Source organism: Sphingomonas sp. Leaf339, assembly GCF_001426195.1.
Taxonomy (GTDB): Bacteria; Pseudomonadota; Alphaproteobacteria; order Sphingomonadales; family Sphingomonadaceae; genus Sphingomonas.
Genome location: NZ_LMRS01000001.1, coordinates 1,049,625 through 1,073,703 on the forward strand (window position 1 = coordinate 1,049,625; position 24,079 = coordinate 1,073,703).

The following is a 24,079-nucleotide window of genomic DNA, read 5'->3' on the forward strand; positions in this document are numbered from 1 at the left end:
ATTGTGGCCGCCGGGTCAAGCGTCCTATCGTCCGGCCATGATCCAGCCGACCCGCCGCACCCTGTTGACCGCCGCCGCTGCGGTGCCGCTCCTGTCGCTGGGCGGCATCCTGCGCGCCGCCGAGCCAGACCTATCGGCGCTGTCCGACATCACCACGGGCGCCAGGGCGATCGACGCCGTCGAGCGTGCCGGCCGCCTGTCGCGCGCGCAAAGCCTGATGAAGGCGAACGGCATCGGCGCGGTGGTGATCGAGCCGGGATCGTCGATGATCTATTTTACCGGCGTCCGCTGGAGCCGCAGCGAGCGGCCGACGCTCGCCGTCCTGCCGCTCGAGGGTAAGCCGCTGATCGTCACGCCGTTCTTCGAGGAACCCTCGGTCCGCCAGACGCTCGCCGTGCCGGCCGAGGTGCGGGTGTGGCAGGAGGATCAGAACGCGATGACGATCGCCGCGGACTGGCTGCGCGAACGCGGACTGGCCCGGTCGCCGGTCGGGATCGAGGAAACGCTCCGCTATTTTATCGCGGCCGGTCTGCGCGCCTCATTGCCGGATGCCGCGCAAGTATCCGCCAATCCCGTCGTGCGCGGTTGCCGGATGCTGAAGACGCCGGCCGAGATCGCGTTGATGCAGGCCGCGACCGACGTGACGATCGCCGCCTATCGCTGGACCCATCCACGTGTCGAGCGCGGTATGACCGGGGCGGAGGTCGGTGCGCTGATGAATGCCGCCACGCGCAAGCTGGGGGGCGATCCCGAGTTCGCGCTCGCCCTGATCGGCCCCGCCGCTGCCCTGCCGCATGGCAGCCGCGAAGTGATCCGGGTGGCGGACGGGCAGGTGGTGCTGATGGATTGCGGCTGCACGGTGCAGGGGTATCAGTCCGACGTGTCCCGCACCTGGGTCCATGGATCGGCCGACAAGGAGCAGCGAGCCGTCTGGGACACCGTCGCCAGGGGGCAGCAGATCGCCTTTGCCGCCGCCAAAATCGGTGCGCCCGCCGGATCGATCGACGACACGGTGCGCGCTTATTACACCAAGGCTGGATACGGCCCTGGCTACAAGCTGCCCGGCCTGTCGCACCGCACAGGTCATGGCATCGGCATGGACGGGCATGAGCCGGTCAATCTGGTTCATGGCGAAACCACGCCGCTCGCCGTCGGCATGTGCTTTTCAGACGAGCCGGGGCTTTACCTGCCCGGCAAGTTCGGCGTCCGGCTGGAGGATTGTTTCCACATGACCGCCGCCGGCCCCCGCTGGTTTAGCAAGCCGCCGCGGTCGATCGACGCGCCGGTCTGATCCGCGCCGACCATGGCGGGAGCGCCGACCACATGGCGGGGCGTCCCTCCACGACCGGACGGTCATGCGTAAGCGACGGTCGCCTTACGCCGGCGATGCCGGGTCGCCCCGCCGATCATCGCAAAACCGGCGAGCATCATCGCCCAGCTTGCCGGCTCGGGAATGGCTGACACCGTGCTGATCGTCAGCGAGATAGGTGAGCCGCTGAAGAAATCGGTCAGGTTGAAACTGCCAGTTTGAAACTTCGGTTCGGCTTCGGTCCCGAAGTATAGCTGGGGGCCGTCAAAGGCGAGCAGTGTACCTCCCGGCGTGCCGTCGCCAATCACCAGGCCGCCGTTCACCGCCGTGTTCAGAAAGCTGATTGACTGTGAGGAGAGCGTGGTCGAGCCATATTGAAAGATGCCCATCACGTCTGCGATCGCAAAACCCTGTCCTGGAAACAAGTTTACCGCGTCAACCAACGGATTGGAGTCGAGCTGAAACGAAGCGAACTCGATCGGCGCGGGATCGATACCCGATAGCGTGTCCGTCCCCGAAATGGTGAACTGCAACAACGCCGCATCGGCCGGCGTGGTGATGACGAGTGTCGTGATGGCACTGGCTAGAATGGCAAGCCGCATAAATCCCCCTGTTGGCATCCGTGCGGTTGGTCGGTTCTTTCCAGATGCGCCATTATGCTAGCGCGCGTGGCGTTAACCTCAATCGTTCATCGCGCCGCCATCTGTTTCGCTATGGGACGCCATTTAGTCCTGCTTGAGTGCGGCGTGGCGCTCGCCTAAGCCCGCGCGCATGATCTCGACCAACGACATCCGCCGCGGCTTCCTCGACTATTTCGCGCGTCACGGGCACCAGCCGGTCTCCTCCGCGCCGCTCGTGCCGCAGAACGATCCGACGCTGATGTTCGTGAACGCGGGCATGGTGCCGTTCAAGAACGTGTTCACCGGTCTTGAATCGCGGCCGTACAGCACCGCGATGTCCAGTCAGAAATGCGTCCGCGCCGGCGGCAAGCACAACGACCTCGACAATGTCGGCTATACCGCGCGGCATCATACGTTCTTCGAAATGCTCGGCAATTTTTCGTTCGGCGATTATTTCAAGGAACAGGCGATCACCCATGCCTGGACCTTGCTGACCAAGGAATGGGGCATCCCCGCCGACCGGCTGACCGCCACCGTCTATCACACCGACGACGAGGCGTTCGATCTATGGAGGAAGATCGCCGGCCTGCCCGAACATCGCATCATCCGCATCCCCACCAAGGACAATTTCTGGGTAATGGGCGAGAATGGTCCGTGCGGTCCGTGTTCGGAGATCTTCTACGATCACGGCGAGCATATCTTCGGCGGCCCGCCGGGCAGCCCGGACGAGGACGGCGATCGCTTCGTCGAGATCTGGAACCTGGTGTTCATGCAATATGAGCAGGAGGCCAACGAGATCGTCGGCAATCTGCCCAAGCCGTCGATCGACACCGGCATGGGGTTGGAACGGATCGCCGCCGTCCTGCAGGGCGTCACCGACAATTACGATACCGACACGTTCAAGGCGCTGATCGCCGCCTCCACCGCGCTGACCCACACCGTCGCGGAGGGCGAGCAGAAGGCCTCGCACCGCGTCATCGCCGATCACCTCCGCTCGGCTGGCTTCCTGGTCGCGGACGGCGTGCTGCCCGCCAATGAGGGGCGTGGTTACGTGCTCCGCCGCATCATGCGCCGCGCGATGCGCCACGCGCATCTGCTGGGTGCGAAGGAGCCGTTGATGCACCGGCTGGTGCCGGCGCTGGTGGCCGAAATGGGCGCTGCCTATCCCGAACTCGTCCGCGCGCAGCCGCTGATCGAGGCGACGCTGCGGCAGGAGGAAACCCGTTTCCGGCAGACGCTCGATCGCGGCCTGAAGCTGCTCGACGAGGCGACGGCGGGGCTGGGTGAGGGCGGCACGTTGGCCGGCGAAACCGCGTTCAAGCTCTACGACACCTATGGCTTCCCCTATGACCTGACCGAGGATGCCCTCCGCGCGCAGGGGCTGGCGGTCGACCGCGCCGGTTTCGACACCGCGATGGCCGAACAGAAGCGCGCCGCCCGCGCAGCGTGGAAGGGTTCCGGCGCCAAGGCGTCGGACGATCTGTGGTTCGATATCGCCGAACAGTCCGGCTCGACCGAATTCACCGGCTATGCCGCCGACACGGGCGAGGCGGAGGTCGTTGCGCTGATCCGCGACGGGGTCCGCGTCGATCACGCCACCGCCGGTGATACCGTCGCGATCGTCGTCAACCAGACGCCCTTTTATGGCGAAAGCGGCGGTCAGGTCGGCGATCACGGCACCATCGCCAGCGACGCTGGCCTGCGCGCCATCGTCACCGATACCTCCAAGCAACTCGGCCGCATCTTCGTCCACCACGCGCTGGTCAAGGCCGGTGAGATCAAGGTCGGCGATCCGGTGAAGCTGGCGATCGACGTTCAGCGCCGCGCCGCGATCCGCGCCAACCACTCCGCGACCCATCTGCTGCACGAGGCGCTGCGCCAGCGGCTCGGCACGCATGTCGCGCAAAAGGGCTCGCTGGTCGCGCCCGAGCGCCTGCGCTTCGACTTCTCGCAGCCCGTTGCGGTTACTGCCGCCGATCTGGCCGAGGTGGAGGCGCGGGTGAACGAACAGGTGCGCGGCAACGGCGCCGTCACCACCCGCCTGATGACCCCCGACGACGCGATCGCCGAGGGCGCGATGGCGCTGTTCGGTGAGAAATATGGCGACGAGGTCCGCGTCGTCTCGATGGGTGAGGACGCAGAGGGAATCTATTCGATCGAACTGTGTGGCGGCACCCATGTCCGCGCGCTGGGCGATATCGGCCTGTTCAAGGTCGTCGGCGAAGGCGCGGTCTCTTCCGGCATCCGCCGCGTCGAGGCGCTGACCGGTGAGGCTGCCCGCATCTGGCTGAACGCCCGCGACGAGAAACTGCGCGAGGCGGCGGCGACGCTGCGCTCCACCCCGGACGAGGTGCCCGCCCGCGTCGCGGGTTTGCTCGACGACCGACGCCGGCTGGAACGCGAGCTCGCCGACGCCAAGAAGGCATTGGCGATGGGTGGTGGAGGCCAAGGCGGCGCGCCCGCCGGTCCCGAGGATATCGCCGGCGTGGCGTTCATCGGGCAGGTGCTCGATGGCTTCGATGCCAAGGGCCTGCGCGGCGTGGTGGACGAGGCCAAGCAACGGCTCGGCTCTGGCATCGCCGCGATCGTCGCGGTCAATGAGGGTCGTGCCTCGGTCGCGGTCGGCATCACCGCCGATCTCGTCGCCAGCCACAACGCCGTCGATCTGCTCCGCAAGGCGGTGGCGGCGCTGGGCGGGCAAGGCGGCGGCGGCCGGCCCGACATGGCGCAGGGCGGCGGTCCCGACGGTGACAAGGCGGCCGACGCGCTGGCCGCGATCCGCACGGCGCTGGCGGGTTGATCGCGCGCGTCGGATCATTGGCGGGATGGTCAAGCCATCGCCATCATGCTTAAGATCGCCTCTAATCAACAGGATGAGGGCGAGTGATGCGGGTGATGGCGTGGTCGGTGCTTCCCGCAATGGCGATCGCGACGCTGCCCGCCCCCGTAGCTGCCCAGACGGCGCGTGATCTGCTGACGCAGGCGGCGTTTCAGGATCGCAGCCAGCCGGCCGCGCTCGCCCGCGTCGATCGCGCCCGCGCCACCGCGCTGGCCACGGCACAGCGCCTGCCCGACGATCAGGACGCGGCGGTGCTCGCCGCCGTCGCGCTGGCCTATCGCGCCAAGCTGACCGGTAACCGCGGTGAGGCTATCGCCGCGCGCAAGCAGATGGAAACAGTCGTCGCGCGCTTCCCCCGCAATGCGGAGGCGTTGGTGGGGCTCGGTGCGTGGCATCTGGGCGTTATCGCCAAGGTCGGCCGGATCATGGGCCGCGCGGGGGCGGGCGCGCAGAAGGGCGTAGGTCTCGAATCGCTGGATCGCGGCGTGGCGCTGGGCGGCAACCGGGCGATGTTCGCCGGGCTGGCCGGTCTGCTCCGTATCCAGGCCGATCCCGCCGATCCGAAAGGGCGCAGCCTGTTGGAAACCGCCGTGGCCGCCCCGACGCCGACGGTTCTCGATCGTATCGAACAAAAGGCGGCCAACGCCGTGCTCACGCCACTGCGCCAGGGTGACGGCAAGACTGCCCGCGCGCTCGCCAATCGGCTTTTGCCGTTCGGTTGGTACGACGAGCAGAACTAAGACGGCTCAGGTCGGCAATTCGTCTTTGCGCCTCACCCGCCTGATCCGCGGCTCGCGGTCCAGCGATGCTTCCCGGCGGATCAACTGACGCAGTTCGTCACGCTTTTCGTGGATCGAGGCGATCACCGGCCCCATCGCCACGCCCAGATCGACCAGCACCGCTTCCGATAATTGCAGCGAGCTTTCCAGCGTCTCCGGCACCGCATCGGTCACCCCGGCGCGATAGAGTTCGGCGGCGTGGCGGGCATCGCGGGCACGGGCAATGATCGGCAGGTCGGGCGCCAGCGACCGCATCCGCCGCGCCAGCCGCACCGTCAGCACCGGATCGTCCATCGTCAGGATCAGCGCCCGCGCCGACATCAGGTTCAGCCGGTCCGCCAACTCCGTCCGCGCAATATCGCCGAACAGCACCGGGTAACCGGAGGCCCGTGCCTCCGCGACGACATCGATATCCGCCTCGATCGCCAGATAGGGCTGATCGTGATGGCGCAGCATGTCCGCCACCATCCGGCCCACCCGGCCGAATCCGATCAGTACCGTCCCCGGCGTTTCGCCCGGATCGATCACCGGCATCGGTTCGATCGTCCGCGCCTCGATCCGCTTCGACACCTGCCGCCCCGCCTGCGCCAGCAGCGGCGTGATCGTCATGCCCAGCGCCGTCACCGTCTGCCAGAACGCCGCGGTGGTCGGCAGGATCAACTGCGCCTGCGCCGCCGTCGCCAGCACGATCAGCGTCGTCTCCGACGGGCTGCCCATCAGCAACCCCGTCTCCGCCGCGATCGCCGGCCGCGCCTGCGTGACGCGCAGCAGCAGATAGGTGACGACCGTCTTCACCACCACCACGCCGACCACCGCCGTCAGCAGCGATCCCCAGTTCGCGACGATCGACCGCAGGTCCAGGCTCATCCCGACGGTGATCAGGAACACGCCCAGCGCCAGCCCCTTGAACGGCGCGGTCATCACCTCGACCTCGGAATGATATTCGGTCTCGGCGATCAGCAAGCCGGCCAGCAGCGCGCCGACGATCGGCGATAGTCCCGCGGCGGTGGTTGCGACCGAAGCGACGATCACGACCAGGAGCGACGCGGCCAGAAAAAGCTCCGGGCTCTTCGTCCGCGCCGCCTGCGCGAACAGGCGCGGCAGCACCAGCCGTCCGCCGACATACAGCGCCACCACCGTCAGGCCGCCGCGTAGCGCCACGCCGGCCAGCCCCGCCCAGCCATCGGCGCTCGCGGTCGGCGCCATAGCGCCCAGCGCGAAGATGATCGGCACCAGCGCCAGATCCTCGAACAACAGCATCCCGAACGCGCCGCGCCCGACCGCGCTCGTCGTACCGACCAGCGGCAGCACTAGAGCCGTGGACGACAGGGCGAGCGCCAGGCCCAATCCCGCCGCGCCGGCCCATTCCTGCCCGATGATATGCAGTGCGATTGCGATCAGCGCCGCCGATCCCAGCAATTCCGCCGCGCCGGTGCCGAACACCAACCGTCGCATGCCCCATAACCGCTTGAACGACAGTTCCAACCCGATAGAGAACAGGAGCAGGACGATGCCGAATTCGGCGAACGGCTCGATCGAATGCGGGTCGGAGATCGTGACGTAATACAGCCACGGAAACTGCGCGCTCAGCGACCCCAGTCCCGCCGGCCCGACCAGGAACCCGACCAGGATGAAGCCGATGACCGGGCTGATCCGGAAGCGGGCGAATGCGGGGATTACCAGCCCCGCCGCACCCAATATCACCAGCGCGTCGCTGAAACCTGCATTGTCGAGCCCGATCGCCATGCCCGCGACCTTAGCGGCGCGGCGTCCGGCTTGTCAGCCATGTTCGCCGGACACCGCCCAAAGGTGAACTTCAGGCAAAGGCGATGCGAGCCTTGCGACGGCGCAGTGCGTAGCCGGTCAGGCCGAAGCCCAGCGTCATCAGCGCCCAGGTTGCCGGTTCCGGTACCAGCGGCACCTGTCGGACCGACACGATGCCGTAACCGTCGGCGCTCGCCGTCGTGCCGACAGAGGCGCGAACATCGACGATGCCGCCGGTGAAATCGATCGAACCCGAACGCCACGCATTGGTGTACCGCACCGAGCCGCAATTGCCCTGGAAGCCTGACGTCACGAACTGGTTGCCCGCGTTGACGCACGTCGATCCGCTGATCTCGCCCCAGTTATAGCTGCTGCTGTAGAGCAGATTGGGGGCGCTGGTTTCCACAAACGAGATCGCATCGGACCCCGCCGTGACGGTCGTCGCGCCAGCGATGAAATGCTTAGTGATCGCCGAGGCATAGCTCGAACCCGTCAGCGACCACGGCCCGCTGCTGTCGACCGGCACGACGACCGAGAAGATGTAGCTGACATATTCCAGCGACGTCCGCGGCAGCGTCGCACCATAATCCTGCGTGACAGTGTACCGCTGCCCGAGCGTGGCGACGTCATAGCGAATGAAGCCTGCCGCATCGGCCGATGCGGGAAGCCCAGTCAGCATCACCATGGCGCCCAAAGCAGCCTTCACATATGTTGCCACGTTAATCTCCCGTTCAGCATTTTTTGCTGTCGGCGCGCGTTGCCCGCGCGATCTTGATCGGTCAATCACGTTTTAGTTAACGCGCGACGGTTCAACGCCCGCTCGATCTCCGATAGACAACAAAAAGGGGGCGGCATGCCATCGCGTGCCGCCCCCAAAATTATTCGACGATAGAGACTTACTGACCGTCGTTCATCGCGGTTTCGAGGTTGAGGCGAACCTGCTCGAAGAACTGCTCGGTCGTCATCCAAGGCTGCTCAGGCCCGATCAGAATCGCGAGATCCTTCGTCATGTGGCCGTTTTCCACCGTCTGGATGCAGACGCGCTCCAGCGTCTCGGCGAACTTCGTGACGTCGGCCGTATCGTCGAACTTGCCGCGATACTTCAGGCCGCCGGTCCACGCGAAGATCGACGCGATCGGGTTGGTCGACGTCGCCTTGCCCTGCTGGTGCTGGCGATAATGGCGCGTGACGGTGCCGTGCGCGGCCTCCGCCTCGATCGTCTTGCCGTCCGGGGTCATCAGCACCGACGTCATCAGGCCCAGCGAGCCGAAGCCCTGCGCGACCTGATCCGACTGTACGTCGCCGTCGTAATTCTTGCACGCCCACACGAATTCGCCGTTCCACTTCAGCGCGCTGGCGACCATGTCGTCGATCAGGCGATGCTCGTACACGATACCGGCGGCGGCGAACTTTTCCTTGAACTCCGCGTCGAAGATCTCGGCGAACAGGTCCTTGAAGCGGCCGTCATAGGCCTTCAGGATCGTGTTCTTGGTGCTGAGATACAGCGGCCAGCCGCGCCCCAGCGAATAGTTCATGCTGGCGCGCGCGAAGTCGCGGATCGACTGGTCGAGGTTGTACATGCCCATGGCGACGCCCGCCTCGGGGAAGTCGAACACCTCATATTCCAGTACCTGGCCGTCGGTGCCCTCCCACTTCATCATCAGCTTGCCGGGGCCGGGGACCAGGAAGTCGGTCGCCTTGTACTGGTCGCCAAACGCGTGGCGGCCGACGACGATCGGGTGCGTCCAGCCGGGGATCAGGCGAGGGACGTTCTTGATGACGATCGGCTCGCGAAAGATCACACCGCCCAGGATGTTGCGGATCGTGCCGTTGGGCGACTTCCACATCTTCTTCAGGCCGAATTCCTCGACGCGCTGCTCGTCGGGGGTGATCGTCGCGCACTTCACCGCGACGCCGTATTTCTGCGTGGCGTGGGCGCTATCGATGGTCACCTGATCGCTGGTTGCGTCGCGGTTCTCGACGCTTAGGTCGTAATAATCGAGCTCGATATCGAGATACGGCTTGATGAGCCGCTCGCGGATCCATTCCCAGATGATCCGGGTCATCTCGTCGCCATCGATTTCCACGATGGGCGTCTTCACCTTGATCTTGGCCATGCTTTCCGGTCCTTCGAAGGGGGGATGGGGTTGCAGGGGCGTCTAGGATGCGTGTCCGCGGCTGGCAACCATGGCCGCACGCCGATTTCGACTCGCGCCGACCGACGGCGGTGCTACACCATGGTTAACAGCCGGATAGAACCGGTGCGAAACAGGAGCAGGAACGCGATGAACGCACGATATGCCATGCTGACCTTTGCCGGAGCGGCCCTGTCGCTGGCGACCCCGGTCTCGGCGCAGACCTACAGCAACCTGTTCGTCTTCGGCGACAGTCTGGTCGACGCCGGCAACGCGCAGGCGGGCCGTGCGGCAAGTGGCGGCGCCGATCCCGCGCCGGCGGCCGCGGGCTATTATCAGGGGCGCTTTTCCAACGGCTATAATTTCGCTGATTATCTGTCGATCGCGATGGGGAAGGGGCCGACCGTCGCCAATGCCTATGGCGGGCTGAACTTCTCGGTCGGCGGCGCGAAGTCGGCGGAGGTTGCCGGTGACGCCAGCCCGAGCTTTGCCGATCAGGTCACGACATTCGGCCTGTCTGGCAAGATGTTCGACAGCAATTCGCTGGTGTTGCTGACGTTCGGCGGCAACGACGTGCGCGATGAATTGGCCAAGCTAGGGACGATCGCCGGTTATACACCCAATCTCACCCCCGCCGTCTCCGCATTCAACGCTGGCCTCTCATCGCTCTATGCAGCCGGCGCGCGCAACTTCGTGGTGACAGGGTTGCCCGATATCGGCCAGATCCCCGCAGTGACCGATTTCGGATCGGCGGGACTGTCGGCGGCCGGCACGTCGCTGTCGTTCGGGCTCAACAACATCTTCAAACAGGTGATCGGCGGGTTCGACGCCACGCCTGGCGTCAATGCTACCTTCTACGATCTGTTCGCGGCGCAACAGGCCATTTACGCCGACCCGACCGCGTTCGGCCTGACCGCGCCGCTCAACACGACGACCGCCTGTCTGCGCACGACGGCGGCACCGGCCTGCAACGGCTATGTCTATTTCGACACGATCCACCCGACGACGCAGCTGCACGCCGCGATCGCCAGCGGCATCGTCAGCCAGCTCGGTATCGCCGCCGTGCCTGAACCCGCGACCTGGACGATGCTGCTGACCGGTTTCGCGCTCACCGCCGGCGCGCTTCGTTATCGCCGCCGCCGGACCGTCGTTGCCCTCGCCGCCTGATCCCGTCACCCCGCCGCCGGTCGTTCCCCCGGCGGCGGTCGGGGCAGGGGATCGGCCGTCCGGGGCGATGCAAGATTGTCACACGCCGTCCGGGCCGATAGATGCGGGCCGCATGAACTCACTCGATAAGCCACCGATCACCACGACGACGGTGAAGTGGCGCTTTCCCACCGTCCATCCAGAGGGACGGAAATACGTCGCCATATCCGTTGGCATCACGTTGTTGCTGACGGTCATCTCGAACGTTCTGTTCTGGCCGATGATAGGGCTGACGATCTGGGTCGCCGCCTTCTTCCGCGATCCGATCCGCACCACGCCGCAGGGTGACGGCCTGATCGTCGCCCCCGCCGACGGCCTCATCACCATGATCCAGCGCGTCGCCATCCCGCGCGAGCTGGTGGGCGAGCTGGGCGAGGCGCCGTTGACCCGCGTGTCGATCTTCATGTCGGTGTTCGACGTGCACATCAACCGTACGCCGATCGCCGGCACTATCCGGCAGGTCGTCTATATCTCCGGCAAGTTCCTGAACGCCGATCTCGACAAGGCATCGGACGAGAACGAGCGTCAGCACATCGTCGTCGAGGGTCGCGACGGCCGCCGCATCGGCTTCACCCAGATCGCCGGCCTTGTGGCGCGCCGCATCGTCGGCTTCGTGAAGCCTGGCGACATGGTCGCGACCGGCCAGCGCATCGGCCTGATCCGTTTCGGCAGCCGCGTCGATGTCTATCTGCCCGACGATGTCATCCCGCAGGTGACGCTCGGCCAACGGTCGGTCGCTGGCGAGACGATCGTCGGTCGCGTCGGTGGCCTGCCCGTCAGCGGCATCGCCCAATAATGAGTGAGCCGATGACCCCTAGAATGCCGGGCGACCCTGAACCTGCCGCTTCGACATCGGGCGTATCGCCGCGCCGCTTTGCGCGGCCGCCGCGCGGCCTTCCGCTACGCGCGGTCGCGCCCAACGCGGTCACCGCGCTGGCGCTGTGTTCAGGCTTGTCCGGCGTCCGCTTCGCCATCGCTGGCGAGTGGGAGCGGGCGGTGGCGATGATCATGGTCGCCGGGGTGCTCGACGGCATCGACGGCCGCATCGCGCGAATGCTCCGCGGCGAGAGTCGGTTCGGGGCGGAGCTGGATTCGCTATCCGACGCGATCTCGTTCGGCGTCGCGCCGGCGTTGATCCTGTATCTCTGGTCGCTCGCGGCGTTGCCACGGTTCGGCTGGATGGCGGCACTGGTGCTGGCGGTGTTCTGCGCGCTTAGATTGGCGCGCTTCAATGCCAAGATTGACGAAACCGACCAGCCGCATAAATCGGCTGGCTTCCTAACCGGCGTGCCAGCCCCGGCTGGAGCTGGTCTGGCCCTGTTGCCGCTGATTGCATGGTTGTGGATGGACCAGCCAATCCTCGCTTCGCCCTATCTGGTCGCGCCTTGGGTGATCTTCGTCGCGGTGCTGATGGTGTCCAGCGTCGCCACCTTCACTTGGGGCTCGCTACGCCTGCGTCGCAGCATTCGCTTCGAGGCGCTGGCGGGTGTTGTCATGCTGGGCGCCGCATTGGTAACGATGCCATGGCAGACCATCAGCGTCATCTCGGCACTTTACCTTCTGACGATCCCGTTCAGCATCGCCAGCTATGCGAAGGTCAAGCGACTTCGCGGAACCGCCGCATCGGGGCGGGAACCGGTGCCGACGCCCATCGCCTGACCGCGATGTGGCGTTCCGCCCTTGCCAATTGCTCAAGCGGTGCGAATGCGCGGTCGGTCTGGCCGGCGGCAATACGCAGGATACGCTGCCACTGGGGCCCAACTGCGGCGGCGATGATGGCGACCGATACCGCCAATGCGCCCGCGAAAACCATCATGCTCATCACTGCCACCATGTTCGCCTCCCTTGAGCATGCACGTCGTCCATCCACGCGCATCAACATCTGATTCCGAAAACCGGTTCCGCCGCATCCTTCGGTAAACGCGGGACATTCTGGCGTATTGGTAACCGGGATTAACCGAGATCTGATTCGTACCGCTGTTGAACCCTTTATGTTCCTATCATGTTCTACCTGTCAAGCGGCGTGGAACGGTTGCCAAATCGGATCGCATCGGTTAAGGGCCGCGCCTCAACTCCGCATGGGAAGCATCATACACCGGTGCGCAGGTCCTTTCAGGCCACGCGTCATCCGCTTCCCAGAGGCATAACCGGAAGGAATACTCTTATGGCGGCACCTGTCGTCTCGATGCAGCAGCTTATCGAAACCGGCGCGCACTTCGGCCACCAGACCCACCGCTGGAACCCGAAGATGAAGCCCTACATCTTCGGTGATCGTAACGGCGTCCACATCCTCGACCTGTCGCAGACCGTGCCGCTGTTCGCGCGCGCGCTCGAATTCGTGTCGTCGTCGGTCGCCGGTGGCGGCAAGGTCCTGTTCGTCGGCACCAAGCGCCAGGCGCAGGAGCCGATCGCGGACGCGGCGCGCAAGTCGGGTCAGCATTTCGTCAACCACCGCTGGCTGGGCGGCATGCTCACCAACTGGAAGACGATCAGCAACTCGATCAAGCGCATGAAGACGCTGGAAGAGCAGCTGTCGGGCGACACGCACGGCCTGACCAAGAAGGAAGTGCTGCAGCTGACCCGTGAAAAGGACAAGCTGGAACTGTCGCTGGGCGGCATCCGCGACATGGGCGGGGTACCCGACGTCATGTTCGTGATCGACGCGAACAAGGAAGAGCTGGCGATCAAGGAAGCCAACACGCTCGGCATTCCCGTCGTCGCGATCCTCGATTCGAACGTGTCGCCGGACGGCATCGCCTTCCCGGTACCCGCCAACGATGACGCCGCCCGCGCCATCCGCCTGTACTGCGAGGCGATCGCGATCGCCGCGACGCGCGGTGGCCAGGAGCAGCAGCGTCGCACCGGTGCCGACATGGGCGCCATGGCTGAGCCGGCCGCCGAAGAGACGCTGACCGTCGAGACGCCGGCTGCCGAGCCGGAAGACGCCGCGACCGCCACGGTCGAGGGTGCGGGCGCCGAGACAGAGCGCCAAATCGACGCGTAACCGTCACCGGTTCGTCATGCGGGCGGGGCAGGGCGGATACGCCTCGCCTCGCCCGCAACCACATTCTGAACAGAAGGATTAGGACTATGGCCGACATCACGGCAGCGATGGTCAAGGATCTGCGCGAGAAGAGCGGCGCAGGCATGATGGATTGCAAGAAGGCGCTGAACGAGACCGGCGGCGACATGGATGCCGCCATGGATTGGCTCCGTACCAAGGGTCTCGCCGCCGCCGCCAAGAAGTCCAGCCGTACCGCGGCCGAAGGTCTGGTCGGCGTCGCCGTTGCCGGCACCAAGGGTGCCGCGGTCGAGGTTAACTCCGAAACCGATTTCGTCGCCAAGAACGACCAGTTCCAGCAGTTTGTCCGCGAAGTCACGCAGATCGCACTCGCGACCGGTGGCGATGTCGACGCGCTGAAGGGCGAGGCCATGCCGTCGGGCAAGACCGTCGAGGAAGTGCTGACCAACAACGTCGCGACGATCGGTGAGAATCAGTCGCTGCGCCGCTCGAAGACGCTGGAAGTCAGCAAGGGCGCGGTCGTGCCCTACATCCACAATGCCGCAGCCCCCGGCCTCGGCAAGATTGGCGTGCTCGTCGCGCTAGAATCGGATGCCTCGGACGAGGTGCTGCAGACCCTCGGCAAGCAGCTCGCGATGCACATCGCCGCCGCCTTCCCGAAGGCGCTGAACGAAGCCGACCTCGACGAGGCCGAGATCGAGCGCGAGCGTGCGATCGCGACTGAAAAGGCCGCCGAATCGGGCAAGCCTGCCGACATCATCGCCAAGATGGTCGAAGGTGGCATCGCCAAGTATCGCAAGGAACACGCACTGGTCAGCCAGCTGTTCGTCATGGACGGCAAGACCAAGATCAGTGACGTCGTGGCCAAGGCGGGCAAGGACGCCGGCACCACCATCGTGCTGAAGGACTATGTCCGCTTCCAGTTGGGCGAGGGCATCGAAAAGGAAGCCTCCGACTTCGCCGCCGAAGTCGCGGCCGTGTCGGGCGTGCCCCAGGCCGCCGCATAACGCACTGCCCTCTCCGCTTGCGGGGAGGGGATCAGCCAAACGCTGATGGAGGGGGCTCACCAAGGGCGGCAACGCAGGTGGTGAGCCCCTTCGTGCGTCTGCTCTTGCCGCGGATCGATCGTCACAGGTCGATCGTAAACGATATCGTCATTGCGAGCGGAGCGAAGCAACCCAGCGCAGCGCGCGGAACACTGGGTTGCTTCGCTCCGCTCGCAATGACGGCGCGGGAAGCCGATCGAAGTCGGGCACAGCTCTCACGATCGATGTTCAGTGGGGAAGCGCGCGACAGTCGGGTCAAAACCGCGAAGAAAGATGGTTCTCGCGAAAACGCGGAGCCCCGGAGATGTCGCGCCACAAACGTCTTCCTTCACGAACCTCCGGCTAACCGTGGAAAGAGGATACTCGGCGTCCCGCGCAACTCTCCGTGCCTTCGCGCCTTCGCGTGAATATCTCCTCTCGGCCACGGAGCAACGATCCGTACCGATTCACGCCTGGGAGCCGACGGTCCACGCAACCGGCCCCGGATTAAATCCAACCCCGCCACACACGGTTGCCCCGCGCACCCGCCCCGCCTAAGGTCCGCGCCGCTTCCCCCAACACATCGAGACGCATGACCGAACCCCGCTTCAAACGTATTTTGCTGAAACTGTCGGGCGAAGTCCTGATGGGTGAGAATGGTCTTGCCATCGATCCGGATGTCACCGCCCGCGTCGCCGGTGAGATCGCCGGTGTCCGCGCGCAGGGGTATGAACTGTGCATCGTCGTCGGTGGCGGCAACATTTTCCGTGGCCTGTCCGCCGCCGCCAAGGGCATCGAGCGCGCGACCGCCGATTACATGGGTATGCTCGCCACCGTCATGAACGCGCTGGCCGTGCAGAATGCGCTCGAGCAGATCGGCGTCGATACCCGCGTCCAGTCGGCGATCCCGATGTCCTCTGTGTGCGAACCCTTCATCCGCCGCCGCGCCGAGCGTCATCTGGAAAAGGGTCGCGTCGTGATCTTCGCCGCCGGTGTCGGCTCGCCTTTCTTCACCACCGATTCCGGCGCTGCGCTGCGCGCCGCCGAGATGAAGTGCGATGCGCTGTTCAAGGGCACCTCGGTCGACGGCGTCTATGATGCCGACCCGAAAAAGGTGCCGACCGCGACGCGCTATGAAACCGTCAGCTATTCGCGGGTTCTGTCCGATGACCTGAAGGTCATGGACGCCTCCGCCATCGCGCTGTGCCGTGACAACAATATCCCGATCGTCGTCTTCAACATCCGCGAACACGGCAATTTCGCCGCCGTCCTCGCCGGTGAAGGCATTTCCACGATCGTCCAGAATCAGGAGAATATCGATGCCCGCCTATGACAAGGCCGATATCCAGCGCCGCATGACCGGCGCAATCGACGCACTGAAGCACGATCTCAGCGGTCTTCGCACCGGTCGCGCCTCCACGACGCTGCTCGATCCCGTCAATGTCGAAGTCTATGGCAGCCATATGCCGCTGACCCAGGTCGCGACCGTCTCGGCGCCCGAGCCACGGATGCTGACCGTACAGGTGTGGGACAAGACGAACGTCAGTTCGGTGGAAAAGGCGATCCGGTCGGCCGGGCTCGGCCTGAACCCGATCAACGATGGCCAGACGCTGCGTCTGCCGATCCCCGACCTGACCGAAGAGCGCCGCAAGGAGCTTGCCAAGCTCGCCAGCCAATACGCGGAAAAGGCCCGGATCGCCGCCCGCAACGTGCGCCGCGACGGCATGGACAGCCTGAAGACCGACGAGAAGAAAAACGTCTTCGGCGAGGACGAGCGCAAGCGCCACGAAACCGAGCTGCAAAAGGTCACCGACAAGACCATCGCCGACATCGACGCCGCCTCGTCGTCGAAGGAAAAGGAAATCCTGGGCAAGTGACGGGCCGGGTGCAGTTCTCCTATTCCTCCTCTCACTCGCAGGAAGGGTCTGGAGAGGGCCTGTCCTCAAGGGCGGGTGTTCATGTCTTGCGCCTTCCTGCCAGCGCGAGGGAATAAGTGAGTACCGCGCCCATCCTCGCCACCGACACGCCTGCCATCCCCCGCCACGTCGCCATCATCATGGATGGCAACGGCCGCTGGGCGCGCCAGCGTCATCTCCCGCGCCTCGCCGGTCACAAGGCGGGGGTCGAGGCGGTTCGCCGCGTGACCCGCGCCGCCCGTGCGATGGGGATCGAGGCACTGACGCTCTATGCCTTCTCCTCGGAGAACTGGCGCCGCCCCGCCGAGGAAGTCAGCGACCTGATGGGGCTGCTGCGCCTCTTCATCCGCTCCGACCTCGCCGAACTGGCGCGCGAGAATGTCCGGTTGCGGATCATCGGCGATTACCGCGCCTTCTCGCCCGATCTGATCGCGCTGATCGAGGACGCGGTCGCGCGCACCGCCGGCAACAGCGGGCCGTTGCTGGCCATCGCGCTCAATTACGGCGCGCAGGCCGAACTCGCCGCCGCCGCCCGCCGCCTCGCCGCGCGCCTGCCCGCCGACCAGATCGACGAGGCGGCGATCGAGGCCGAACTCGACACCGTCGGTCTGCCCCCGCTCGACCTCGTCATCCGCACGTCGGGCGAACAGCGCCTGTCGAACTTCCTGTTGTGGCAGGCGGCCTATGCCGAACTGCTGTTCGTCGACACGCTCTGGCCAGATTTCGGTGCCGACGCGCTGGCCGACGCGGTCGCCGCCTTCGGCCAGCGCCAGCGTCGCTACGGAGGCCTGTGACCGAAACGCCCGTCCCGTTGCCTGAGACGATGCCCGACACGCCGGACGCCAAGCTCAGGACGCCGTCGAATCTTCGCCTGCGGATGATCGCCAGCGTCGTCATGATCGCCGTCGCGCTGGTCGCGCTGGTGGCGGGCGACCTGCTGTTCTGGCTGCTCGCGGTGGTCGCGGCGCTGTTCATGATGGCCGAATGGGCCGATCTGCACGGCGCCGACGCGAAGACGAAGCGGATGGCGCAGTTCGCGCTCTCCGTGCCGCTTGCGATCATGGCGCCGATCGCGGCGGGTCCGCATTTCTTCGTCCTCGGCCTGCTCGGGGCGGCGTTCTTCTTCATCGCCATCGTGTATCGCAATGCCGGCCTCGCGTTGGGCGCCGCCTATGTCGGCCTGCCGGTGTTCGCGCTGCTGCTGATCCGGCAACAGCCCGATGGCCTCGTCCTGACGCTCTGGGCGCTGGCGCTCGTCTGGGCGACCGATATCGGCGCGTTCTTCACCGGCCGTTCGCTGGGCGGACCAAAGCTGGCGCCGCGGATCAGTCCCGCCAAGACCTGGTCCGGCCTGATCGGCGGCGTCGTGCTCGCCACGATCTTCGCCTTTGTCCTGCATGTCGGCTTGGGCCTGCCGTTCCGCCTAGTCATCGCGACGCCGTTCCTTGCGGTGCTGGCGCAGGGCGGTGACCTTTACGAGAGCGCGCTGAAGCGTCGCGCCGGGGTGAAGGACAGCGGCAATGTGCTGCCCGGCCATGGCGGCGTCCTCGACCGGCTTGACGGCATCGTCCCGGTCGCCCCCGTCGCTGCGCTGCTCGTGGTCCTGCCGCAACTGTTGGGATAAGGCAGGCCTGTGAGAACCGTCACCATCCTTGGCGCCACCGGCTCGGTCGGCACCTCGACTCTCGACCTGATCGAGCGTGAGCCGGACAAGTTCCGCGTCCGCGCACTTACCGCCAATTGCGACGTCGCAAAGCTCGCCGCCGCCGCCCGCCGCACGCATGCCGAACTGGCGGTCGTCGCCGACGAAGCCTGCTTGCCCGATCTCCGCGCCGCGCTCGCTGGCACCGATACTCAGGTAGCCGGCGGGCGTGCCGCGATCATCGATGCCGCGCGCTCCGGCGCCGATTGGACGATGGGCGCGATCGTGGGCTGTGCCGGCCTCGAACCGGTCATGGCCGCGGTCGGGCAGGGCAGCACCGTCGTCCTCGCCAACAAGGAACCGCTGGTGTCCGCCGGCGAGGTCATTCTTGCTGCGGCTGCCGCATCGGGCGCCACGCTGCTCCCCGCCGACAGCGAACACAACGCGATCTTCCAGTGCTTCGCCCCCGATCAAGCCCGCGCGGTCCGTCGCATCATCCTGACATGCAGCGGCGGCCCGTTTCGCGACTGGTCGCTGGCCGACATGGCGGGCGTCACCCGTGAACAAGCGGTCGCCCACCCCAACTGGTCGATGGGCGCCAAGATATCGGTCGATTCGGCGACGATGATGAACAAGGGCCTCGAACTGATCGAGGCCGCTCGCCTGTTCCCGGTCGACCCCGACCGGATCGAGATCGTCATCCACCCGCAGTCCGTCATCCACAGCGCGGTCGATTATGTCGATGGCTCGATGCTCGCCCAGCTCGGCCCGTCGGACATGCGCGTGCCGATCGCGCATTGCCTGGCTTGGCCGCACCGCATGGCCACACCGATGGCGCCGCTCGACCTGATCGCGCTCGGCCGCCTCGATTTCGCGGCACCCGATCCCGTCCGCTTCCCCGCCCTGCGCCTCGCCCGCAAAGCGCTCGCGGCCGGCGGCGCGCGCCCGGCAATCCTGAACGCTGCCAACGAGATCGCCGTCGCTGCTTTTCTGGCGCGGCGCATCGGCTTCCTCGAAATTGCCGCAATCGTGGAACATACGCTGGAACGCTACGACCCGCCCGCGCCAGAAACACTCGACGCGGTCATTGCCGTCGATGCCGAGGCGCGGATATTGGCGGGCGAGCGCGTAGAGGATCGCGTAGCTTGATCGACAATCCCGGCTTTCTCCTCACCATCCTGGCCTTCATCGCGGTCATCGGTCCGCTCGTGTTCGTGCACGAGATGGGCCATTACCTCGCCGGCCGCTGGTTCGGCATCGGCGCCGACGCATTCTCGATCGGCTTCGGCCGCGAGATCGCCGGCTATACCGACAAGCGCGGCACCCGCTGGAAACTCGGCTGGTTGCCGCTGGGCGGGTATGTCCGCTTCGCCGGCGACATGAACCCGGCCAGCCAGCCAACCGCCGAATGGCTGGCGCTGCCCGCCGCCGAACGCGAGCGGACGTTTCAGGCAAAGCCCGTCTGGCAGCGCGCGATCGTCGTCGCCGCCGGCCCGGTCGTCAATTTCGTCGTTGCGATCATCATCCTCGCCGGCTTCGCGCATTTCTACGGCACCCGTTACGCACCGCCCGTCGTCGGCGCGATCGTCGCGACCAGCCCCGCCGCCAAGGCCGGTCTGCGCCCCGGCGATCGTCTGATCTCGCTCGGTGGTCGGTCGATGGAAAGCTTCGCCGACATCGCCCAATATGCGATGATGCGGCCGGGCGAGACGATCCGCATCGATGTCGAACGCGCCGGCCGACCCCTGTCGACCACGCTGACCATCGGCACGCTGGAACAGCGCGATCGCTTCGGCAACGAATACAAGATCGGCCGCGTCGGCATCGGCAGCCCGCCGATCGAATATCGCCCCGTCTCGCTGTGGCGCGCGCCTGTCGAGGGCACGATCCAGGTCTTCTCGATCGTGCGCGGCTCGCTCGATGCGATCGGCCAGATCATCACCGGCCGCCGCTCGGTCGACGAACTGGGCGGGCCACTGCGCATCGCGAAGGTGTCGGGCGAACAGATGTCGCTGGGCTGGCCGGCGTTCATCGGCCTCGTCGCACTGGTGTCCATCAATCTGGGGTTCATCAATCTGCTGCCAGTGCCGATGCTCGATGGTGGCCACCTGTTCTTCTACGCGATCGAGGCGGTGCGGCGGCGCCCGGTCGATCAGCGTGTGCAGGAATGGGCGTTTCGCGGCGGCCTCGCCGCGCTTTTGGCCCTGATGCTCTTCGTGACGCTCAACGATCTCGGTCAGTTCGGTCTCTGGCGCAATCTCGCCGGCTTGATCGGTTGAACAGTCTGGGGCAGGGCGAACGCCGCAGGGGTCGTGTATCTTGTTTTCCGTGGGTGGGTCGTACGTGAAGAATGATGGTCAAAAGGTCGCGGCGATCGGCGTGACGTTGCTGGCGAGCACGATGCTCGCAGGCGTCCCGGTGATGGCGCAGACCGCCCCGGCACCCGCTGCGCAGGCAGCACCTGTGCGCCCCACGCCCGCCACAACGCGTCCGGCAACCGTCGCCGCGCCAAGCACCGCGACGCCTACGGCCGCAGGACAGGCTACGACTGCACCCGTCACCGCCGGCACGATTCGCTCGCTTCGGGTCGAAGGGTCGCAGCGCATCGAACCTGAAACGGTCCTGTCCTATACAAAGTTGCGTATCGGCATTCCGTACACCACCGCGACGCTCGATCAGGCGCTGGTCGATCTTCAGGCGTCGGAGTTGTTCGCCGACTATTCGATCTCCGGCGTGGAAAGCGGCGACATCGTGCTACGCATCCGCGAGAACCCGATCATCAACCGGGTGATCCTGGAGGGCAACAAGGCGATCAAGAGCGACAAGATCCAGAAGGAACTGAAGCTCGCCCCCCGCCAGATCTTCACCCGCACCGCCGTGCGTGCCGATGTCGGCCGCATCGTCGAGCTGTATCGCCGCCAGGGCCGGTTCGCCGCCGTCGTCGATCCCAAGATGGTCAGCCTCGACCAGAACCGCGTCGATATCGTCTTTGAGATCGCGGAAGGATCGAAGTCGAAGGTCCGCCAGATCAATATCATCGGCAACGAGAAATTCTCGGCCGATGCGTTGCGCGGCGAAATGGCGACCAAGCAGTCGCGTTGGTTTCGTGTCCTGTCGTCGAACACCAGCTACGATCAGGATCGCCTGAACTACGACCAGCAGAAACTGCGCCAGTTCTACCTGACGCAGGGGTACGCCGATTTCCGCGTGACCAGCGCGGTGGCGGAACTCACCCCCGATAAGCGTGACTTCATCATCACCTATGTCGTTGAGGAAGGGCCACGCTACAAATTCGGCGACGTCACCGTCGACAGTGAGATCCGCGATTTTGACAACACCCGCCTCGCCGCGTCGCTCGCCCCGAAAAAGGGCGATTGGTACAATGCGAAGCTGGTCGAGGATTCGGTCGACAGCCTGTCGCAGACCGCCGGCCTGTTCGGCTACGCCTTCACCAACGTCGATCCGGAATTCCAGCGCGATCGCGATACGCTCACGATGGGGATCAATTTCCACATCGCGCAGGCGCAGCGCACCTATGTCGAGCGCATCGACATCAACGGCAATACGCAGACGCAGGACAAGGTCGTCCGCCGCGAGATGCGGCTGGCCGAAGGTGACGCGTTCAACGATTTCCAGATCAAGCGGTCGCAGGATCGCATCAACTCGCTCGGCTTCTTCCAGGACAAGTTCGAGATCAAGCGCAGCCCCGGCAGCGCCCCGGACCGCATCCTGCTGGAAGCACCTGTCGAGGAAAAATCGACCGGTGAACTTCAGTTGTCGGCCGGCTATTCGTCGCTCGAACGCTTCATCGTGCAGGCGAACATCACTCAGCGCAATTTCCGCGGCAAGGGTCAGGAACTGCGCGCCGGCGTCAACTATTCCAGCTATCAGAAGTCGGTCGAACTGGGCTTCACCGAACCGTATCTGTTCGACAAGAACATCGCGGTCGGCGTCGATCTGTTCCGCCGCGATTTCAACCAGTTCAACTTCACCACCAACGGCGATCGCAATCAGCTGTACAACCAGGTGTCCACCGGATTCCAGATCCGCTCGGGCGTGCCGCTGACCGAATATTGGTCGCTGTCGGGTCGCTACGGCCTGTCCTATGATGAAGTCGGGCTGGACAGCAGCCTGCTCGTCAACGGCGAGTGCAGCGCGGCGACTGTCGGGCGCTATCTTTGCGAACAGCTCGGAAATCGCTGGACCTCGTCGGTCGGCTACTCGCTGATCTACAACAGCCTCAACAGCGGCCTGCGCCCAACCGCCGGTACCCGCTTTTCGTTCAGCCAGGATTTCGCCGGTCTCGGCGGTGACGTGAAGTATATCCGAACCCGGTTCGAAGCGGCGAAGTACAAGGGCCTTGGCAGCGGCTTCGTCCTCTCGTTTTTGGGTGAGGGCGGGTACATCAGGTCGCTCGAAAAGAGCCGTGGGCCGGGGATCGACAAGGTCCGGATCATCGATCGCTTCTATCTGGGCGAACCGAACTTCCGCGGCTTCGATATCCGTGGCGTCGGCCCGCGTATCCAGCGGACGCCGCTCGTCACCGATCCGGTCACCGGGGTCCAGTCGCTGGTCACCGATCGCAATCAGATCGTCGACGATCCATTGGGCGGCAAAGCCTATTATCTGGGTCGCATCGAACTCGAAATTCCGCTCGGCTCCGGCGCGCGGGAGCTCGGGCTTCGGCCGTCAATCTATGCGCAGGCAGGCAGCTTGTTCAGTCTGACGCGTCCGCTGGCGACGACGACCTTCACGCAGCTTCGGGACGCCAATGGCGTTCTGCGGACAAATCCCGATGGGTCGCCGACCCTCGCTGGCGCGCCGCTGACGACGATCGTGAACAATCAGACGTTGGCGCTCTACACGGTCAATGCGACCGATACGACGAACGCAGGGCTGACGACGACCTGCGCGATCGGCTATTCCGCCACGGCCGGCGGCACCTGTGCCGGCACCTCGGCCAATGTCGCCCAGACCAGCCAGCCCTTCGTCGAGAACTTCCTCGGCAATTCGGCGCGGCCGCGTGTCACCGTTGGCATCGGCGTCAATTGGAATTCACCGTTCGGCCCTCTGCGCATCGATCTCGCCCGCGCGCTGATCAAGCAAAAGGGCGACGACGACAAACTCATCACTTTCAACGTAGGAACCCAGTTCTGATGACCTTCAAGACGCTTCTTCTCGCCGCCGCACTCGTCGCGCCGGCCATCGCCACCACCGCCTCGGCCCAGGTCGGCGGCATCGCCGTCGCCAACCCAGAGGGTGCGGTCGGCAATTCCAAGGCATGGGCCGCTGCCCGTGGCCAGATCGAGACACAGTACAAGCCGCAGCTCGATCAGGCGAACACCCGTCGCGAAGCCGTGCAGCGTGAGCTTCAGCCGCTCGTGACCGCGTTCAACACCGCCCGCGCGGCGCCGAATGCCAATCAGGCCGCGCTGCAGACGCAGGCACAGGCTATTCAGACTCGTGAGCAGGCCGCCCAGGCCGAACTCACCCGCCTGACCGCCCCGGCCCAGCGCGCGCAGGCCTATGCGATCGAGCAGATCTCGGGCCGCCTGCCAGAGGCCGTTCAGGCCGTCGTCCGCGCGCGTAACGTCAGCCTGCTGCTCCGCCCGGACGCCGCGCTGTTCGCCAACCCCACCGCCGATGTGACCGCCGCGATCACGACCGAGCTGGATCGTCTGGTCCCGACCGTCGGCATCACGCCGCCCGCCAACTGGCAGCCCGGTCAGCAGCAGCAGGGTGCAGCACCTGCCGGTGCCGCTCCCGCCGCCGCGACGCCGGCCGCCCGGCCGGCCCAGTCCAGCGGCCGCTGAGCGCAACCG

At 65.6% G+C, this 24,079-nt stretch carries 20 protein-coding genes; 16 read left to right on the top strand and 4 right to left on the bottom strand.

Annotation, left to right across the window (positions count from 1 at the left end; all coding sequences use genetic code 11):
• Positions 1-37: 37 nt before the first annotated feature.
• Entirely contained in the window at positions 38-1,291 is a 1,254-nt protein-coding gene (locus tag ASG67_RS05000) for a M24 family metallopeptidase (protein WP_056525981.1), read from the top strand.
• Positions 1,292-1,353: 62 nt separating this feature from the next.
• Here ASG67_RS05000 and ASG67_RS05005 read toward each other — a convergent pair whose 3' ends face one another.
• Positions 1,354-1,911 (bottom strand): PEPxxWA-CTERM sorting domain-containing protein, encoded by a 558-nt coding sequence (locus ASG67_RS05005; protein ID WP_056525984.1) that lies wholly within the window; start codon positions 1,909-1,911, stop codon positions 1,354-1,356.
• 169 nt (positions 1,912-2,080) lie between these two features.
• Between ASG67_RS05005 and alaS the strand changes: the two genes are divergently transcribed.
• Positions 2,081-4,729 carry an alanine--tRNA ligase gene (gene alaS / locus ASG67_RS05010; RefSeq protein WP_056525987.1) on the top strand — a complete coding sequence of 883 codons (2,649 nt, stop codon included), beginning with the start codon at positions 2,081-2,083 and terminating at the stop codon, positions 4,727-4,729.
• A gap of 86 nt (positions 4,730-4,815) precedes the next feature.
• The gene (locus ASG67_RS05015) at positions 4,816-5,508 is read left to right on the top strand and encodes a hypothetical protein (RefSeq protein WP_056525990.1); all 693 of its coding nucleotides are present in this window, start codon (positions 4,816-4,818) and stop codon (positions 5,506-5,508) included.
• Between the two features lie 6 nt (positions 5,509-5,514).
• Here the strand turns inward: ASG67_RS05015 and ASG67_RS05020 are convergent, their stop codons facing one another.
• From ASG67_RS05020 to ASG67_RS05030, 3 genes are all read right to left on the bottom strand, one after another.
• Complete coding sequence (locus ASG67_RS05020) at positions 5,515-7,293, bottom strand: cation:proton antiporter (protein ID WP_056525993.1); 1,779 nt, start codon at positions 7,291-7,293, stop codon at positions 5,515-5,517.
• A gap of 70 nt (positions 7,294-7,363) precedes the next feature.
• Entirely contained in the window at positions 7,364-8,029 is a 666-nt protein-coding gene (locus ASG67_RS05025; protein ID WP_235535046.1) for a PEPxxWA-CTERM sorting domain-containing protein, read from the bottom strand.
• Positions 8,030-8,207: 178 nt separating this feature from the next.
• Complete coding sequence (locus ASG67_RS05030) at positions 8,208-9,428, bottom strand: NADP-dependent isocitrate dehydrogenase (RefSeq protein ID WP_056525999.1); 1,221 nt, start codon at positions 9,426-9,428, stop codon at positions 8,208-8,210.
• Positions 9,429-9,596: 168 nt separating this feature from the next.
• Between ASG67_RS05030 and ASG67_RS05035 the strand changes: the two genes are divergently transcribed.
• The 13 genes from ASG67_RS05035 to ASG67_RS05095 all read left to right on the top strand — a co-directional run bounded on the left by ASG67_RS05035 (position 9,597) and on the right by ASG67_RS05095 (position 24,070).
• On the top strand, positions 9,597-10,613 hold the full coding sequence (locus tag ASG67_RS05035) for an SGNH/GDSL hydrolase family protein (RefSeq protein WP_056526002.1): 1,017 nt from the start codon (positions 9,597-9,599) through the stop codon (positions 10,611-10,613).
• 112 nt (positions 10,614-10,725) lie between these two features.
• Positions 10,726-11,448: a phosphatidylserine decarboxylase gene (locus ASG67_RS05040; RefSeq protein WP_056526005.1), complete on the top strand. Its 723-nt coding sequence runs from the start codon at positions 10,726-10,728 to the stop codon at positions 11,446-11,448.
• Positions 11,449-11,471: 23 nt separating this feature from the next.
• Entirely contained in the window at positions 11,472-12,311 is an 840-nt protein-coding gene (locus tag ASG67_RS05045; RefSeq protein ID WP_056526008.1) for a CDP-alcohol phosphatidyltransferase family protein, read from the top strand.
• A 505-nt stretch (positions 12,312-12,816) separates the two neighbouring features.
• The gene (rpsB, locus tag ASG67_RS05050; RefSeq protein WP_056526011.1) at positions 12,817-13,656 is read left to right on the top strand and encodes a 30S ribosomal protein S2; all 840 of its coding nucleotides are present in this window, start codon (positions 12,817-12,819) and stop codon (positions 13,654-13,656) included.
• Positions 13,657-13,742: 86 nt separating this feature from the next.
• A complete protein-coding gene (tsf, locus tag ASG67_RS05055; protein WP_056526015.1) occupies positions 13,743-14,681 on the top strand; it encodes a translation elongation factor Ts in 939 nt (312 codons plus the stop codon).
• Between the two features lie 610 nt (positions 14,682-15,291).
• Complete coding sequence (gene pyrH, locus ASG67_RS05060; protein ID WP_056526018.1) at positions 15,292-16,032, top strand: UMP kinase; 741 nt, start codon at positions 15,292-15,294, stop codon at positions 16,030-16,032.
• Complete coding sequence (gene frr / locus ASG67_RS05065; RefSeq protein ID WP_056526021.1) at positions 16,019-16,576, top strand: ribosome recycling factor; 558 nt, start codon at positions 16,019-16,021, stop codon at positions 16,574-16,576. Before pyrH ends, frr begins: the two co-directional genes overlap by 14 nt.
• Before the next feature lie 116 nt (positions 16,577-16,692).
• Positions 16,693-17,409 (top strand): polyprenyl diphosphate synthase, encoded by a 717-nt coding sequence (uppS, locus tag ASG67_RS05070; protein ID WP_082543287.1) that lies wholly within the window; start codon positions 16,693-16,695, stop codon positions 17,407-17,409.
• A gap of 29 nt (positions 17,410-17,438) precedes the next feature.
• Positions 17,439-18,239, top strand: a complete 801-nt coding sequence (locus tag ASG67_RS05075) for a phosphatidate cytidylyltransferase (RefSeq protein WP_056526578.1) — start codon at positions 17,439-17,441, stop codon at positions 18,237-18,239.
• 9 nt (positions 18,240-18,248) lie between these two features.
• Positions 18,249-19,406 carry a 1-deoxy-D-xylulose-5-phosphate reductoisomerase gene (locus ASG67_RS05080; RefSeq protein WP_056526022.1) on the top strand — a complete coding sequence of 386 codons (1,158 nt, stop codon included), beginning with the start codon at positions 18,249-18,251 and terminating at the stop codon, positions 19,404-19,406.
• Positions 19,403-20,536 carry an RIP metalloprotease RseP gene (gene rseP / locus ASG67_RS05085; RefSeq protein WP_056526025.1) on the top strand — a complete coding sequence of 378 codons (1,134 nt, stop codon included), beginning with the start codon at positions 19,403-19,405 and terminating at the stop codon, positions 20,534-20,536. Before ASG67_RS05080 ends, rseP begins: the two co-directional genes overlap by 4 nt.
• A 121-nt stretch (positions 20,537-20,657) precedes the next feature.
• The gene (gene bamA / locus ASG67_RS05090; protein WP_082543326.1) at positions 20,658-23,414 is read left to right on the top strand and encodes an outer membrane protein assembly factor BamA; all 2,757 of its coding nucleotides are present in this window, start codon (positions 20,658-20,660) and stop codon (positions 23,412-23,414) included.
• Positions 23,414-24,070 (top strand): OmpH family outer membrane protein, encoded by a 657-nt coding sequence (locus ASG67_RS05095; RefSeq protein ID WP_056526028.1) that lies wholly within the window; start codon positions 23,414-23,416, stop codon positions 24,068-24,070. The genes bamA and ASG67_RS05095 overlap by 1 nt, the downstream gene beginning before the upstream one ends.
• Positions 24,071-24,079: the final 9 nt, after the last annotated feature.